The sequence below is a fragment of the Amycolatopsis sp. lyj-84 genome (assembly GCF_046549075.1).
Taxonomy (GTDB): Bacteria; Actinomycetota; Actinomycetes; order Mycobacteriales; family Pseudonocardiaceae; genus Amycolatopsis.
Window position 1 is genome coordinate 151,821 of sequence record NZ_JAJPWO010000008.1, and the last position, 15,662, is coordinate 167,482.

General features: G+C 68.9%; 15 protein-coding genes and 1 pseudogene. 9 read left to right on the forward strand and 7 right to left on the reverse strand.

The window, feature by feature from the left end:
• Positions 1–67: 67 nt before the first annotated feature.
• From ACLJRM_RS24535 to ACLJRM_RS24545, 3 genes are read right to left on the reverse strand one after another with little or no spacing between them, the layout of a single operon-like run.
• On the reverse strand, positions 68–976 hold the full coding sequence (locus ACLJRM_RS24535) for a glycosyltransferase (RefSeq protein WP_101611807.1): 909 nt from the start codon (positions 974–976) through the stop codon (positions 68–70).
• Positions 973–1,797 (reverse strand): ABC transporter ATP-binding protein, encoded by an 825-nt coding sequence (locus tag ACLJRM_RS24540; protein ID WP_410601768.1) that lies wholly within the window; start codon positions 1,795–1,797, stop codon positions 973–975. The genes ACLJRM_RS24535 and ACLJRM_RS24540 overlap by 4 nt, the downstream gene beginning before the upstream one ends.
• A 3-nt stretch (positions 1,798–1,800) precedes the next feature.
• Positions 1,801–2,754, reverse strand: a complete 954-nt coding sequence (locus ACLJRM_RS24545; protein WP_410601769.1) for an ABC transporter permease — start codon at positions 2,752–2,754, stop codon at positions 1,801–1,803.
• 144 nt (positions 2,755–2,898) lie between these two features.
• On the opposite strand from ACLJRM_RS24545, the gene ACLJRM_RS24550 reads away from it, so the two are divergent.
• Genes ACLJRM_RS24550 through pseI form a run of 4 tightly spaced genes read left to right on the forward strand, consistent with a single transcriptional unit; the run spans position 2,899 to position 5,579 of the window.
• Entirely contained in the window at positions 2,899–3,528 is a 630-nt protein-coding gene (locus ACLJRM_RS24550) for a hypothetical protein (RefSeq protein ID WP_410601925.1), read from the forward strand.
• 35 nt (positions 3,529–3,563) lie between these two features.
• Positions 3,564–3,998 (forward strand): hypothetical protein, encoded by a 435-nt coding sequence (locus ACLJRM_RS24555; protein ID WP_410601770.1) that lies wholly within the window; start codon positions 3,564–3,566, stop codon positions 3,996–3,998.
• A complete protein-coding gene (locus ACLJRM_RS24560; protein ID WP_410664392.1) occupies positions 3,995–4,513 on the forward strand; it encodes a GNAT family N-acetyltransferase in 519 nt (172 codons plus the stop codon). Before ACLJRM_RS24555 ends, ACLJRM_RS24560 begins: the two co-directional genes overlap by 4 nt.
• 10 nt (positions 4,514–4,523) lie before the next feature.
• Positions 4,524–5,579 (forward strand): pseudaminic acid synthase, encoded by a 1,056-nt coding sequence (gene pseI / locus ACLJRM_RS24565; RefSeq protein WP_410664393.1) that lies wholly within the window; start codon positions 4,524–4,526, stop codon positions 5,577–5,579.
• A gap of 79 nt (positions 5,580–5,658) precedes the next feature.
• Here the strand turns inward: pseI and ACLJRM_RS24570 are convergent, their stop codons facing one another.
• Positions 5,659–6,801 carry a DegT/DnrJ/EryC1/StrS family aminotransferase gene (locus ACLJRM_RS24570; RefSeq protein WP_410664394.1) on the reverse strand — a complete coding sequence of 381 codons (1,143 nt, stop codon included), beginning with the start codon at positions 6,799–6,801 and terminating at the stop codon, positions 5,659–5,661.
• Positions 6,794–7,777 carry a UDP-N-acetylglucosamine 4,6-dehydratase (inverting) gene (gene pseB / locus ACLJRM_RS24575; RefSeq protein WP_410664395.1) on the reverse strand — a complete coding sequence of 328 codons (984 nt, stop codon included), beginning with the start codon at positions 7,775–7,777 and terminating at the stop codon, positions 6,794–6,796. The genes ACLJRM_RS24570 and pseB overlap by 8 nt, the downstream gene beginning before the upstream one ends.
• Before the next feature lie 49 nt (positions 7,778–7,826).
• Between pseB and ACLJRM_RS24580 the strand changes: the two genes are divergently transcribed.
• From ACLJRM_RS24580 to ACLJRM_RS24590, 3 genes and pseudogenes are all read left to right on the forward strand, one after another.
• Positions 7,827–8,573 (forward strand): cytidylyltransferase domain-containing protein, encoded by a 747-nt coding sequence (locus tag ACLJRM_RS24580; RefSeq protein ID WP_410664396.1) that lies wholly within the window; start codon positions 7,827–7,829, stop codon positions 8,571–8,573.
• A pseudogene (locus ACLJRM_RS24585) lies at positions 8,570–9,529 on the forward strand (spore coat protein); the annotation flags it as partial. The gene ACLJRM_RS24580 and the pseudogene ACLJRM_RS24585, both read left to right, overlap by 4 nt.
• A 306-nt stretch (positions 9,530–9,835) precedes the next feature.
• The gene (locus tag ACLJRM_RS24590) at positions 9,836–10,990 is read left to right on the forward strand and encodes an epoxide hydrolase family protein (RefSeq protein WP_410664397.1); all 1,155 of its coding nucleotides are present in this window, start codon (positions 9,836–9,838) and stop codon (positions 10,988–10,990) included.
• A gap of 69 nt (positions 10,991–11,059) precedes the next feature.
• Here the strand turns inward: ACLJRM_RS24590 and ACLJRM_RS24595 are convergent, their stop codons facing one another.
• Entirely contained in the window at positions 11,060–11,647 is a 588-nt protein-coding gene (locus ACLJRM_RS24595) for a bacterial proteasome activator family protein (RefSeq protein ID WP_101611814.1), read from the reverse strand.
• A gap of 134 nt (positions 11,648–11,781) precedes the next feature.
• On the opposite strand from ACLJRM_RS24595, the gene ACLJRM_RS24600 reads away from it, so the two are divergent.
• Entirely contained in the window at positions 11,782–12,981 is a 1,200-nt protein-coding gene (locus ACLJRM_RS24600) for a cysteine desulfurase-like protein (protein ID WP_101611815.1), read from the forward strand.
• Positions 12,982–13,033: 52 nt separating this feature from the next.
• Here the strand turns inward: ACLJRM_RS24600 and ACLJRM_RS24605 are convergent, their stop codons facing one another.
• Positions 13,034–14,011 (reverse strand): NAD(P)H-quinone oxidoreductase, encoded by a 978-nt coding sequence (locus ACLJRM_RS24605; RefSeq protein ID WP_410664398.1) that lies wholly within the window; start codon positions 14,009–14,011, stop codon positions 13,034–13,036.
• A gap of 80 nt (positions 14,012–14,091) precedes the next feature.
• Between ACLJRM_RS24605 and ACLJRM_RS24610 the strand changes: the two genes are divergently transcribed.
• Complete coding sequence (locus ACLJRM_RS24610; RefSeq protein ID WP_199192948.1) at positions 14,092–15,639, forward strand: M28 family metallopeptidase; 1,548 nt, start codon at positions 14,092–14,094, stop codon at positions 15,637–15,639.
• Positions 15,640–15,662 lie beyond the last annotated feature (23 nt).

The following is a 15,662-nucleotide window of genomic DNA, read 5'->3' on the forward strand; positions in this document are numbered from 1 at the left end:
CTATGAAAGGCCCGTTACTTGCAAAATTTGCAAGTAACGGGCCTTTCATAGCATTGGGGGGAGCGATTCAGAAGCGGAAGAACTTCTCCTTGCGCCCCTGCCGCACCAGCTTGAGCCACTGCAGGAACGCCTTCGGGTCCCGCTTCACACCGACGAAGTACAGCCCGAACCGCACCACTTCGAGCGCGCCGATCTTGCGCATGCCCGGCTGCGACAGCAGGTACCCGCGGTTGCGGTAGGTGTAGTAGCGCTTGACCTCGTTCTCCGGATCCTGCGCGTGGAACCGGCCGCCCAGCATCGGCTTGAACTCGTCCGAGCCGTCCGGGTGCAGGTACGCGGTCTTGAGCGAGGTGCCGAACGGCAGTCCCGAACGCACCAGGCGCCGGTGCAGTTCGACCTCGTCGCCGCGGAAGAACAGCCGCAGGTCCGGCACGCCGACGACGTCCAAAGTGGACGCGCGGAACAGCGCGCCGTTCATCAGCGAGGCGATGCCGGGCAGGAAGTCGACGCCCAGCTCCGACGACGAACGCTTCCAGGTCAGCCCGCGCCGCAACGGGAACGCGAGCTTGTCCGGCGCGTCGATGTTGGACACCACCGGCGAGATCTCGGCCAGATTCCGCTTTTCGGCCTCGTCCAGCAGGATCGCGAGGACGTTCTCGTCGGCGGGGCGGCCGTCGTCGTCGGCCAGCCAGATCCAGTCCGCGCCCAGCGAAAGCGCGTGCAGCATGCCGAGCGCGAACCCGCCCGCGCCGCCGAGATTGCGGTGCGAAGGCAGGTACGTGAAGGGGAGCGGGTAGTCCTCGACGATGTCCCGCGCCGACTGGTCCGGCCCGTTGTCGACCACCACGAGGTGGTCGATGGGCCGGGTCTGCGCGGCGATCACCTTGAGCGAGTCCGAAAGCAGTTCCCGCCGATGGCGCGTGACGACGACGCCGACGACGGCGCCTTCGGGCAACTGCCTGGTCTCGCTGGTCATCCCTGGCCGCCGTTCGTCGTCGAGACGGGCTCGGGTGCGACGCCGAACCGCTCCAGGGTCTCCTGGCTCATGTTCTCGAACGGGTCGCGGCCCTTGTAGCCGGTGAGCACCTCGCGCAGCGAACCGCGCTGCTTGACGTGCCCCTCGTCCATCCAGATGGCGGAGTCGCAGAGCTCGAAGAGGAACTCGTCCGAGTGGCTGGCGAACACCAGGATGCCGGACCGCTTCACCAGGTCCTTCAGCCGGTCCTTGGCCTTGTTGAGGAACGCCGCGTCGACCGCGCCGATGCCCTCGTCGAGGATCAGGATCTCCGGGTCGATGGAGGTGACCACGCCCAGCGCCAGCCGCACGCGCATACCCGTGGAGTACGTCCGCAGCGGCATCTGGAGGTAGTCGCCGAGTTCGGTGAAGTCCGCGATGTCGTCGACGCGCGCTTCCATCTCCTTCGCGGTCATCCCGAGGAACAGGCCGCGGACGATGATGTTCTCCAGCCCGGAGATCTCCGGGTCCATGCCGATGCCGAGGTCGAAGACCGGCGCGATCTTGCCCGAGATCCTCGCCGAGCCGCGGGTGGGCTCGTAGATCCCGGACAGCAGCCGCAGCAGCGTCGACTTCCCGGCGCCGTTGTGGCCGACCAGGCCGACGCGGTCGCCCTGTTTCAGCGAGAGCGTCACGTCGTGGAGGGCTTCGATGATCGGCACCTTGCTTTCGGTGCCGATCTTGCCGCCGACCTTGCCCAGCACCCGCTTCTTCAGCGAGCGGGTCTTCGCGTCGAAGATGGGGAAGTCGACGTAGGCGTTGTGCACATCAATGCTGACCATCTGTCACACCCAATAAGAGACGCGGGAACGGTAATTACGCATCGCGACCAGCGCGAGACCCCAGCCGATGACGGTGATGCCACCGACGATCACCCAGCTGTAGGGGCTGACGGCTTGTCCGATCATCGGTGCGCGCACGATCTGGATGAAGTGGAACAACGGGTTGCCGTAGACGAACGGCAGCGCCCACGAGGTGTCGACCCGGGCGCCGCCCGCCATCAGCTGGTCGATCGGCCACACGATCGGCGTCATGTAGAAGAGCAGCTGGATGATCGAGTTGATCACCTGCGGGATGTCGCGGTAGCGGGTCGAGATGATGCCCAGCAGCAGGGTGACCCAGCCGGCGTTGAGCGCGAGCAGGAAGAAACCGGGGATCGCGGTGAGGGAGTACCAGCCGATACCCGGGTGGCAGATGCCGGAGAAGTTCCCGTCACAGTTGCCGGTGTTCAGCGAGTACTGGTGGTTCAGCGAGGTGAAGAAGACCGCGATCACGATCACGTAGACGATCAGGTTGTGCACCAGCATCAGAGTCTGGCGCCACACCGTCCGCAGTACATAGACCGACAGCGGCGCCGGGAGCTGTTTGATCAGCCCCTCGTTGGAGATGAAGGTCTCCATGCCCTCGGACAGGCAGCCGCTGATGAAGCCCCAGATGATGAACCCGGTGCTGATGTAGGGCAGGAACGTCGCCGTCGGCATGTGGAACAACTGCGAGTACAGGAGTCCGAGGCCGAGCGCGATGACGCCCTGGCTGATGGTGATCCAGAACGGACCGATCACCGAGCGGCGATAGCGCTGTTTGATGTCCTGCCAGCCGAGGTGTCCCCACAGCTCCTTGGCGGCGAACCCGGTCTTGATGTCGGCGAACGCGCGCGCGAAGGTCTTGCTGTCCGAAATCGGCGGAACCGAGGTCGGAGCAGCACTGTCGGCCGCGTGAACCGTGCTGGTGGCATGCACGGGAACGAGGGTACCGATGGGGCCGACGCTGCCGGGGCCGCCCCGTCCGACCACGGAAAGCTACCGTCGGCTTCGCACCCGAATGCGGTGCGTGTGCTGGTACTTTCTCCCCTCATGACTGCTGCACTCGGCGACGCGAGCTTGATGGTGAATCTGCTCGCCGCATACGCCGACCGGCCGGAGCCGCGTTCGGTGGCCGTGGTCGGGAACCAGCCGCTGTCGCCGGACTCCCGGCGGGCGAAGGCCATCGACGCCTGCGACCTCGTGATCCGGGTCAACGGCTTCGTCGTCGACGAGCCGGGCGGACCCGAGACGGTCGGCAGCCGGGTGCACGTCGTCGTCTTCAACCGCGCCGTCCGCGCCACCAAGCACGTCTTCCGCGACTACCGCAAGCGGCTGTACCTGCTGGTCGAGCCGGGGCGGATGCACTGGGAGCCCGAAGACATCCCGGGCTGGTGGCCCGGTGACCTCGGCTACGTGCCGGTGCCGAACCGCGAGGTGGTCCTGCCGCTTTCGGACGCGCTCGGCCTGCCTAGCCGCGAAGAGGGCCTGTGGTCGACCACCGGGACGCTGGCCGCCTGGATCGCGCGCACGTCGTTCCCGCACGCCAACCTGATCATCTCCGGTTTCTCGTTCATCGACGACCCGAACCAGACCCACTGGGAGCACGCCGCGGGCGACTCCTGCATCGTCGGCCCCGAACACCGGATCGCCGCCGAGGGCAGGCTGCTGGACTCCTGGACGAAGACCGGCGAAACCGAACTCCTGCGCTGAACTCCCAACCAGCCCACCCCGAGAAGGAACCACCCATGGCAGTGCAGAAACTCCGCAGCGGCGTGATCGGCCGGATCGCCCGGCTCATCGACTTCCGGATCGACGAGCGGCTCCGCGACCTCAACGGGCGCGTCAACGAACTCGAACACGCCACCGCGGACCACCGCCGCCGCCTCGACGGCGCCGAAAGCGGCCTCGAGCACGCGCGCGGCGACCTGCGCTGGACCCGCGCCGAGCTGGACCGCCTGATCCCGAGCGTCGCGGCCCAGGAGGCCCAGCTGGAGGACCTGCGCGAGTCGATCTCGCTGCCGGCGCACGCCGACAAGCCCGAACTGGCCGAGGCGCGCAGCCTGATCCAGGAGATCCAGCGCCAGCACGCCCAGATCCGCGTCCGGCTGGCCGGGATCGCCCGCTACGAGGACCGGTTGCGCCGTATCGAGGAGACCGTCACCGTGCCGGCAGGCGAATGACCGGCTCGCTGGTCGAGGCCGGAGAAGGCGACCTCGAGCGGATCCGGCGGTGGCGTAACCATCCGTCGGTCCGGCGGGTCAGCTTCACCACACACGAGATCGGTGCCGAAGAACACCGTGGCTGGTTCGAGGCCGCTCGCGCGGACCCGAGCCGTCGCGTGCTCGTCTACCGGCATGGCGGGTTGCCCGCCGGTGTCGTGCTGTTCAGCGACATCGACGCCGAAGCGGGAAGCGCGGAATGGCACTTCTACCTGGATGTCGAGGGGCTCGGCAGGGAGGTCCTCCCGGCCTGGCTGAAGCTGGAGGGCGCGGCCGTCGACTACGGCTTCGACGTTCTCGGCCTGAACCTGCTGGGTGGCGCGACGCTCGCGGACAACCGGCAGGTCCTGCAGCTGCACAAGCGATTCGGCTTCACCGAAACACGCAGGTATGTTCGGGAGGTCGACGGCGAGCCGCGTGAGGTCGTCTGGACCGAATTGCGTGCCGCCGACCGCCGGACCAGGAAGAAGAGGTAGTCCCACCCCGATGACCGCCAGCGAGGTGCGCATCGGCGCACACGTCCTCTCGGCGGCGCACCCGCCGTTCGTGATCGCCGAAATGTCCGGTAACCACAACGGTGACCTCGGCCGGGCACTGGAGATCGTCGACGCGATCGCCGAAACCGGCGCGCAGGCGGTCAAACTGCAGACCTACCGCCCGGACACGATCACCATCGACGTGGACACCCCGGACTTCCGGATCGGCGATTCGCATTCGCTGTGGGGCGGCGAGAACCTCTACAAGCTCTACGAGCGCGCCCACACGCCGTGGGAGTGGCACGAGCCGCTGTTCGAGCGCGCCCGTGCCCGCGGTCTTGAGATCTTCTCCAGCCCGTTCGACCCCACCGCGGTCGACCTGCTGGAGTCGCTGGACGCGCCCGCGTACAAGATCGCATCGTCGGAGATCGTCGACCTGCCGCTGATCGACCTGTGCGCGAAGACCGGCAAACCGCTGATCATCTCGACCGGGATGGCCAGCGTCGCCGAGATCGACGCCGCGGTGCGGACGGCGCGCGAGGCGGGCAACGACCAGCTGATCGTGCTCGGCTGCACCGCCAGTTATCCGGCGTCGCCCGCCGAGAGCAACCTGCGCGGCCTGCCCGTCCTGGCGGGGGTGACCGGAACGCTCGTCGGCCTGTCCGACCACACGCCCGGTATCGGCGCCCCGCTGGCGGCCGTCGCCCTCGGCGCCGTCGCGATCGAGAAGCACGTGACACTGGCCAGGACCGACGGCGGCGTCGACTCGGAGTTCTCCCTGGAACCCGCCGAACTGGCCGCGCTGGTCACCGAGTCGCACCGCGCCTGGGAGGCGCTGGGCGCGGCGGTGATCGGGCCGCGCGAGAGCGAGAAGGAAGGCCTGCGGTTCCGGCGTTCCCTCTACGTCGTCGAGGACGTGCGCGCCGGGGACACGGTGACGCGCGAGAACGTCCGCTCGATCCGGCCCGCGGGTGGGCTGGCGCCGGCCGAGATCGTGAACGTGCTCGGCCGCACCTTCGCCTCCGATGTCCCGAAGGGCACCGCACTCACCTGGGGCCTGATCTAGGGAGGACTGAAGGGGACTTTCGCCGCATGCGATGCGAGGAAAGCGCCCTTCACCGCGCCTTACGCGGCTATGGTCCCCTTCAGCCCCTGCCGAAGAAGGCGTGGACCTCGTCGATGACGCGGTCCACGTCGGCGTCGGTCAACGCCGGGAACAGCGGCAGCGAAAGTTCCTGGCTGTAGTACAGCTCCGCGTTCGGGCACAGCCCCCGCCGGTACCCGAGGTCCTCGAAAACCGGGTGCCAGTACACGGGGATGTAGTTGACCTGCACGCCGATTCCCTTGCCGCGCAAGTGATCGAACAGCGCACGGCGACGTCCTTCGAGGACTCGCAGCGGGTACAGGTGCCACACCGGATCCGCGCCCTCGCGGACGGCCGGCGTCAGTACGCCGTCCAAAGAGGACAGTGCGGCGGTGTAACGCGCGTGGATCTCGGCGCGGCGCTTCTTGAACTCGGCGAGCCGCCGCAGCTGGCTGCTTCCCAAGGCGCACAACACATCCGGCAGCCGGTAGTTGAGGCCGAACTCGTGCACCTCCTGGTGCCACGCGCCCTCGTCCGGATAACGCTGCGCCGCCTTGTCCCGCACCAGACCGTGGTTGCGGAACCCGCGGGCGCGCGTCAGCAGCTCGTCCGAACCGGCGATCACCGCGCCGCCTTCGGCCGTGGTGAGGTTCTTGGTCGGGAAAAAGGAGAACGTCGTCAGGTCGGCGAGCGAGCCGACGGGCCTGCCCTGCCAGCTCCCGCCGACCGAATGCGCCGCGTCCTCCAGCAGCAGTGCGCCGTTGTCGCGGGCGATCCGGCCGAGTTCGCCCAGTTCCGCCGGGTGGCCGGCGTAGTCCACGGCCGCGACGACCTTGGTCCGCGAGGTGACGGCCGCCGAAGCCGCCGCCGGGTCGAGGTTGCCGGTGTCCGCTTCGACGTCGGCGAAGACGACCTTGCCGCCGAGCAGCGCGGCCATCGCGGCGGTGGCGACGAACGTCATCGGCGAGGTGACGACCTCGTCACCGGGACCGATCCCGGCCGCCGCGTACGCGACGTGCAGCGCCGCCGTGCCCGAGGTGACGGCCACGGCGGGCGTGCCGCCGGTGTGCTCGGCGAGGTCTTCCTCGAAGCGCGTGACGGCGGGACCGGTGGTCAGCCAGTCGCCGCGCAGCACGTCGGTGACCGCGGCGATGTCCTCGTCCGAAATGGACTGACGGCCGTACGGGAGGAACTGCTCAGCCATACTGCTCGACCAGGTCGCGCAGCTCGTCGGCGTCGAGCCAGAGGTCGTTGGTGTCCGAGCGGTACGCGAAGTTCTCCGGCACGGCCTGGCCGTCCGACGGCGGCTCGTAGCCCCAGCCCGCGATGTGCGGCTGGACGACGTACCGGTCGGTCAGCCGCACGGTCCGGCGGGCGTCGTCGGGGGCGATCATCTCTTCGTGCAGCTTCTCGCCGGGCCGGATGCCGACATCGTGCATCGCCGCCCCGGGTGCGATGGCCTGCGCGAGCTCGACCAGCCGCATGCTCGGGATGCGCGGCACGTACAGCTCGCCGCCGTTCATCTGGTCGAAGGAATCGACCACGAACTGCACGGCCTGCGGGAGCGTGATCCAGAAGCGGGTCATCTCCTTGTGCGTGATCGGCAGCGACTCGCCCTTGGCCGCGAGCGCGCGGAAGAACGGGATCACGCTGCCGCGCGAGCCCATCACGTTGCCGTAGCGGACCACGGAGAACCTGGTCGGATGCGTCGCGGCGTAGTGGTTCGCGCTGATGAACATCCGGTCGGCGCACAGCTTGGTGGCGCCGTAGAGGTTGATCGGGCTCGACGCCTTGTCGGTCGAGAGCGCGACGACCTTCTTCACCCCGGTGTCGATCGCGGCCTCGATGACGTTCTGCGAGCCGACGACGTTGGTCTGCACGAATTCGAACGGGTTGTACTCACCCGTGTCGACCTGCTTGAGCGCGGCGGCGTGCACCACGTAGTCGACCCCGTGCATCGCGCGCTCGAGGCGGCGGCGGTCGCGGATGTCGCCGATGAACCAGCGCAGCCTCGGGTCGTTGTCGAACTGCTGCCGGGCTTCGTACTGCTTGAGCTCGTCGCGGGAGAGCACGACCAGCCGTCGCGGGTTCAGCTCGGCCAGGGCGTGGGTGATGAACGCCTTGCCGAACGAACCGGTCCCGCCGGTGAGCAGGATGCTGGAGCCATCCAGCTCGGACATCGTTGACCTCCGCGTTTCGGTGCTACTGCCGCAGGCCATCATGTCACCCATGGATCCAGACCCCGGGGCCCACGTGGTCAACGCCGTCATCCAGGCGCGCGCGTCGTCGACCCGGCTGCCCGGCAAGGTGCTCCGGCCGTTGGCGGGCCGGAGTGTCCTGGGCTGGGTCGTCCGGGCCGCCGCGAGTTCGCCGGGAATCGACGACGTCGTGGTCGCGACCTCCACGGAAGCCGAGGACGACGCGGTGGCCGAGGAAGCCGCCCGGCACGGCGCCCTGGTCGCCCGAGGGCCGCTCGACGACGTCCTCGCGCGCTTCGCCGTGGCCATCGAGTCGTACCCGGCCGACGCCGTGGTGCGGCTCACCGCCGACTGCCCGCTGCTGGACCCGGCGCTGATCGGGCAGCTCGTCACGCTGTGGCGCGCCCAGCCGTCGCTGGACTACTTGAGTACGACCCTGGTGCGCACCTTGCCCCGGGGCTTCGACGCGGAACTCGTACGCGCGGGAGTGCTGGCCGAGCAGGTCGAGACCGCTCGCGGCGCGGATCGGGAACACGTGACTTCGGGCATCTACTCGCGACCGGAGACCTACTCGTGCTCCGGCGTCGTGGTCAGCCCGCCCGCCGAAGACCTGCGCGTGACCTTGGACACCGCCGCGGACTGGGCGGTCATCGAGGGCGTCGTGGCCGAACTGGGCGACCGCGTCGGTGACTGGCGCGAAGTGGTCGCCGTGCTGCGCTCCCGGCCCGACCTCGCGAAGCTCAACGAGCACGTCGAGCAGAAGAAGGTGGCCAGGTGACTAAGCTGGTGCTGCGGGCCGACGCCTCCGGGATGATCGGCGCGGGCCATGTTTCGCGCATGGTCGCCTACGCCGAACGCGCGGTCGCGCGGGGCTGGGAAGTCGCGTTCTCGGGTTTCGTGGACAACGCCGAATGGCTGGCGGCCCGGTTCGGCGAGCTGTCCGTTCCCGTGCTCAACTCCGCCGTTACCGCCGCGCTGGCCGAAGACTTCGACGTGGTGCTCATCGACCATTACGGCATCGGCGAGGAGCGTCGGGAAGTCAACGCCGCGGGCGCGCTGCTGGTGTCCATCGAGGACGACGTGTTCGGCAGGCGCGCGGCGGACCTCGTCGTCGACTGTGGTTTCGCTCCCGCGCCGCGGCCCGACGACGGTTCCGGCGAGCTGCTCCGGGGCGTGGCCTACGCGCCACTGCGAGACGTCGTCCGGGACGCGCGCGAGAAGCGCCGCGGTCGTGAAGGTGCCGAGCGGCCGCACGTGACCGTGGTGCTCGGCGGCGGGACCGAATGGGCGGGCACGGTCAGCGCGCTGCTGCACGCCTTGCGCGACACGGGACTGCCGTTCGTCGCCGATGTCCTCGTGCGCGGTGAACCCGTCGTGCCGGAGGCCCTGCCCGGCCAGGAATTCCGGATCGCGCCGCCAGGACCGGGACTGCTCGACCTGCTGGTGGAGACGGACGTCGCGGTGAGCGCGGCCGGTGTCACGCTGCTGGAGCTGTGCTGTCTCGGTGTGCCGACCGGTGTCGTGAAGCTGGTCGACAACCAGGAGACGGGCTACCGGGGAGCTTTGGACCTCGGACTGGCGGCCGGGCTGGGGAGCGCGGCGGCCCTGGCCGACGACGCCGTTGAGACGCTGCGGACGCTGTTGAGCGACGAAGAGGTGCGGCGGCGGTTCTCGGAGACGGCGTCGTCCGCCGTGGACGGCAAGGGTGTGGACCGTGTGCTTGACCGGCTGGAGCGTTCCCTGCCCTCGGTGGAGGTCAGCGAGGACTTTCGCGCCAGGCTCCTCGCGTTGTACACGGAGAAGCAGAAGCCGTGGGGAACTCGGCCCACGCTCGTCGCGGAGCTCGATCGGGGTGTCTCGCGAGCGAAGCTGTATCAGGCGCTGATCGACACGATCTTGTTCCTCCGTGCGGAGAGCCGGGAAGCGGAAGAGGAATGGGTCGAGGACGTCGCCGACCTGATGTCCGATTGGGTTCCGCCGGAATACCGGGTGTGAGATCGAGGACCGTTCCTGTCCTCGATCCTCCCTACCGTCGTCCGTATGACCATCTCGCCGTTCAAGATCGCCGTCCCCCAGCGTGACCTCGACGACCTAGCCGCCCGCCTCGCGAACACCCGCTGGCCGGACGAGATCGACGGCGTCGGCTGGGGCCTCGGGACGCCGCTCGGGTACCTCCAGGAGCTCGCCGAGTACTGGCGCCTCCGCTACGACTGGCGCGCGCACGAGGAGCGCCTCAACGGCTTCCCCGGCTTCATGACGAGTATCGACGGCGCGGACATCCACTTCCTGCACGCCCGCTCGCCCGAGCCGGACGCGAAGCCGCTGATGCTGACGCACGGCTGGCCCGGGTCCATCGTGGAGTTCCTCGACGTCATCGGGCCCCTGTCCGATCCGCGCGCGTACGGCGGCGACCCGGCGGACGCGTTCCACGTCGTCGTGCCGTCGCTGCCCGGCTTCGGGTTCTCCGGGCCGACGACCGAGGCGAACTGGGGATCCGACCGGATCGCCGACGCCTGGCCGGTGCTGATGTCGCGGCTCGGGTACGAGCGGTTCGGGCTGCACGGCGGCGACTGGGGCGCGATCGTGTCGCGGCAGGTGGGCGTCCGGTGCCCGGAGCGGGTGATCGGCGCGCATCTGACGATGCTGCCGAGCGCGGTGCCCGAGTCGGAGGCCGATCTCGAAGGGCTCACCGGCGACGGACTCGCGCGCGGTGAGGCGGCGCTGGCGCGCGGGCGGGACTTCCAGTACGGCGAGCTGGGCTACGCGATGATCCAGGCGACCAAGCCGCAAACGCTTGCCTACGGGCTCACCGACTCACCGGCCGGGCAGCTCGGGTGGCTCGTGGAGAAGTTCAAGTCCTATTCGGACTCGCGCGATGTACCCGAGGACGCCATCGATCGCGACGATCTGCTCACCAACGTGATGCTCTACTGGCTCACCGGCACGGCGAACTCGTCTTCGCGGATCTATTCCTCGCTGGGCGGGGCCTGGGGCGAGGAGCCGCCGAAGTCCACTGTGCCCACTGGGGTGGCCGTGTTCCCGAAGGACACCGGCCTCCCGATCCGGCATCTCGCCGAGCGCACCGACAACATCGTGCACTGGTCCACTCCGGACCGCGGCGGTCACTTCCCGGGACTGGAGGTGCCGGACCTGCTCATCGGGGACCTGCGGGCGTTCTTCCGCCCGCTGCGCTGACCCCTCCGACCGCAATGAAGGGGACTTTCCTTGCAAATTTCGCAAGGAAAGTCCCCTTCATTGCACTTGTCAGAGGTACTGGCCAGGCCCGTGAGCCTCGCCGGGGCCGCCGAGGGCGCCACCCGCGGAAGGACCGGCCGGGAGCCCGCGCCGCATCTGTTCCAGCTGCACCCGCGCGGCCATCTGCTGCGCGAACAGCGCGGTCTGGATGCCGCTGAACAGCCCTTCCAGCCAGCCGACCAGCTGAGCCTGGGCGATCCGCAGTTCGGCGTCCGAAGGCGTCGAGTTCTCGGTGAACGGCCGCACCAGCCGCTCGAGTTCGTCCTGCAGTTCCGGCGCCAGCGCCTGCTCCAGCTCGCGGATCGAGGTCTGGTGGATCTCACGCACGCGCGTGCGGCTGGCGTCGTCCAGCGGTGCGGCGCGGACCTCCTCCAGCAACTGCTTGATCATCGTGCCGATCCGCATCACCTTGGCGGGCTCTTCGACGAGGTCGCCGAGCGACTCCTCGCCTTCGGCCTGCTCGGAGCCGCCGGCGAGGCGCGCGGTGCCGACCGGGACGCCGTCGGGACCGACGACCACCACGTGCGGTGAAGAGTCTCCGCCGCCGTCACCGGGGGTGGTCGATTCGCGGGAAACTGGGTCGGTCATGTGCTCCATCCTGGCCTACGTCGGGCACAAAGCGCAGCGCGGTTTTCGATGCCGTCTCCGAGCGTAGCGGGAATCGTCGCGCCCCGTGGTCGGGCACCCAACCCCGGGTAAAGCGCCAAACCGCACGTCCGTACGGTGTCCCCATGGCGTTCGACGTCGCTCGTATCCGTGGGTTGTTTCCCGCGCTGGGTGACGGCTGGATTCACTTCGACGGCGCCGCCGGAATGCTCGTACCTGAACAGGTCGCTTCGGCCGTATCCACGGCCATGCGCGCTCCGGTGTCCGGGCCGGGTGGAGCGTTTCCGGCCTCACAGCGTGCGGAAAGCATTGTCACGGCCGCTCGCCGGGCGGTCGCCGACCTGGTCGGCGCCGACCCGGCCGGAGTCGTGCTCGGACCCAACGCGCCCGACCTCATCCGCCGTCTCGTCGACGCGATGGCCGACCGCTGGACGATCGGCGACGAGGTCGTCGTCTCCCGGCTCGACGAGGAGGCCAACCTCGCGCCGTGGCGCCGCGCCGCGAAACGGGTCGGCGCGGTCGTGCGCTGGGGCGAGATCGACATCGAGACCTGCGAGCTGCCCGCTTGGCAGTACGAGAACCTCGTCTCCGCGCGCACCAAGGCCGTCGCGGTCACGCTGGCGTCCGGTTCGGTCGGCACCCGGCCCGACGTCCCGACGGTGATCGAGTTCGCCAAACGGGTCGGCGCGCTGGTCGTCGTCGACGCGACGTACGCGGCGCCGTTCGTGCCGCTGGACCTCAATGCGCTCGGCGCCGACGTGATGGTGGTTTCGGCGCAGGCCTGGGGCGGGCCGTCGGTGGGGGCGCTGGTCTTCCGCGATCCCGAACTGCTCGAACGCCTGCCGTCGGTCTCGCTCGACCCGGCCGCGCGCGGACCGGCCCGGATGGAACTGGGGCCGCACGCGTATCCGTTGCTGGCCGGCCTGATCGCGTCGATCGACTATCTGGCCGGGTTGGACGACGCGGCGATGGGCTCGCGGCGCGAGAAGCTGGTGACGTCGCTGGGATCGGCGAAGTCGTACCACGCGGGACTTCTGGCGCAACTGTCCACGGAGCTGCGTTCGCTGAGGCACGTCATGGTGATCGGCGACGCCATGCGCCGGATCCCCGCGCTGGCCTTCGCCGTCGCGGGCAAGAAGTCGCCCGAGGTCGCGGAGTACCTCGCGTCCCAAGGGCTCTGCGCCTTCGCCGACGACGGCACGAGCGGGGTCTTCGGATCACTGGGCGCCGCCGAAGTCGGCGGCGCCGTCCGGATCGGCCTCGCGCACTACTCGAACGTCTTCGAGGTCAATCAGCTCGTCCGGGTGCTGGAAGAGATCCGCTGAGCCCGGACCCCGCCCCGCCGCCACCCTCAACGGACAGGCTGCGCCTGACTCGTCAGGATTTTGCAGCCAGAAGAACCTTGCCGAAAACCGTGCCTTCTTCGAGCGCGCGGTGCGCCGAGGCCGCCTCGGCCATCGGGACGACCTGTCCGACGATCGGCTTCACCGAACCCTGCCCCACCAACGGCCACAGCCGCTCGCGGACGTCGGCAACGATCGCGGCCTTCTGGTCCAGCGGCCGCGACCGCAGGCCGGCGCCGAACACGCTGGCGCGTTTACCCATCAGCTTGCCGATGTTGAGCTCGCCCTTGACCCCGCCCATCATGCCGATGACCACGAGCCTGCCGTCCATGGCCAGCGCGTCGAGGTTGCGGTCGAGGTACTTGGCGCCCATGTTGTCGAGGACGACGTTCGCGCCGCCGGTCTCGGCGCGCAGGACCTCGACGAAGTCCTGCTCCTTGTAGTTGATCGTGATGTCGGCGCCGAGCTGGCGGCAGCTCTCCAGCCGCGCGGGCGAACCCGCGGTCACCGCGACCGTCGCGCCGAGCGCCTTGGCGACCTGGATCGCGTGCGTGCCGATCCCGCCCGCCCCGCCATGGACGAGCAGGACCTCGCCCTCGGACAATCCGGCGTGCATCACCACGTTCGCCCAGACCGTGCACGCGACTTCGGGCAATCCGGCGGCCGCGAGTAATTCGACTTCGGCGGGAAGCGGAAGCAGTTGTCCCGCCGGGACGGCGACCTTTTCCCCATAGCCACCACCGGCGAGCAAAGCACAAACCTCGTCGCCGATTTGCCATCCTTCGACGCCTTCGCCGATTTCGGCGATCGTGCCCGAACATTCGAGCCCGAGGATTTCGCTCGCACCCGGCGGAGGAGGGTAATGACCCTGGCGTTGCAGCAGGTCAGCGCGGTTGACGGCGCTCGCGGCGACGTCGAGAACCACTTCGCCTTCGCCCGCCACCGGATCGGGGACCTCGGTCCATTCGAGAACGTCGGGATCGCCGGGCTCACGGATGGTGATCGCGTACATACAACCGACCCTATAACGGTGATGGGAAGTCCGCCGAACGTCGGTTGACCTATGACGCAAACCACACAAAGGTGACGCTCATGTCATATTCGCGAAGAAGCATTGTTCCCTCGATCGTGGTGATGGCGACCGCCGCGCTCACGGTCGGAATGGCTCCCGCTGCGACGGCCGCGCCGAAACTCGACGGTCCCGCACTGGCCAAGCAGCTCGTCAACAAGGTCGACGTGGGCAACGTCAACCGGCACCTGATCGCGCTTCAGCGGATCTCGGATTCGACCGGCGGCCGTCGCGCGGCCAGCACCGAGGGCCACAAGAAGTCCGCGGAGTACGTGGCCACGAAGCTGGAGCAGGCGGGCTTCACGGTCACGCGCCAGGAGTTCCCGTTCACCTACGCGGAGACCCTCGCGGAGAAGCTGACGGTCGCGGGTGCCGACGTCCCGATCATCATCATGTCCTACAGCCCGTCGACGCCCGCGGGTGGAATCACCGCGCCGCTCGCGGTGGTCCCGGTCGACGACACCAGTGGTTGTGAAGCGGCCGACTACGCCGGTGGGGTCACCGGCAAGATCGCGCTGATCCAGCGCGGTGGCTGCTCCTTCGCGCAGAAGCAGGCGACCGCCGCCGAGGCCGGTGCCGTCGGCGCGATCGTCTACAACAACGTCCCGGGCCCGGTCAACGGCACCCTGGGCGACCCGGCCGCGGGCAAGATCCCGACCGGTGGCATCACCCAGGCCGACGGCCAGGTGCTCGCGGGCAAGGCCGGCGCCTCGGTCACCCTCGACCTGCGTGCCCTCCAGGAGGCGCGGACCAGCTACAACGTCCTCGCCGAGACCAAGACCGGTCGCAAGGACAACGTCGTGATGCTCGGCGCCCACCTCGACAGCGTCACCGAGGGCCCCGGGATCAACGACAACGGCACCGGTTCCGCCGCGCTGCTGGAGACCGCGCTGCAGCTGGGCAGCAAGCCCAAGGCCAACAACGCCGTCCGCTTCGGCTGGTGGAGCGCGGAGGAGTTCGGGCTCGTCGGCTCGACCCACTACGTCAACTCGCTGAGCTTCGAGCAGCAGCTCGACGTCGCGCTGTACCTGAACTACGACATGATCGGCTCGCCGAACGCGGCGTACTTCGCCTACGACGGTGACGACTCCGACGCCACCGGCGCGGGCCCCGGCCCGTACGGTTCCGCGCAGCTCGAGAAGACCCTCGTGGACTACCTCGAGAAGGGCAAGGGCGTCCCGGTCGAGGGCACCGACTTCACCGGTCGTTCGGACTACGGCCAGTTCATCGCGGTCGGCATCCCGGCCGGTGGCCTGTTCACCGGTGCCGAAGGCGTGAAGACCGCGGCGCAGGCCGCCAAGTGGGGCGGTAGCGCCAACGTTCCTTACGACAAGTGCTACCACCAGAAGTGCGACAACCTCGGCAACGTCGACCGCGTCGCGCTCGACCGCAACTCCGACGCCGTCGCCTGGGCGCTGGGCGTGTACGCGACCAGCACCGAGAACATCAACGGTGTCCCGGGTGGCAAGGCCGCGAAGGCCAAGGCCGTCCGCGCGGCCGAGCGGTCCAAGCAGCGGAGCCTGACGGCTTCCGTCCACGCTGACGACCACCACGGCCACGTCGCCGCGTAGTAGCTCCCTCAAATGCAATGAAG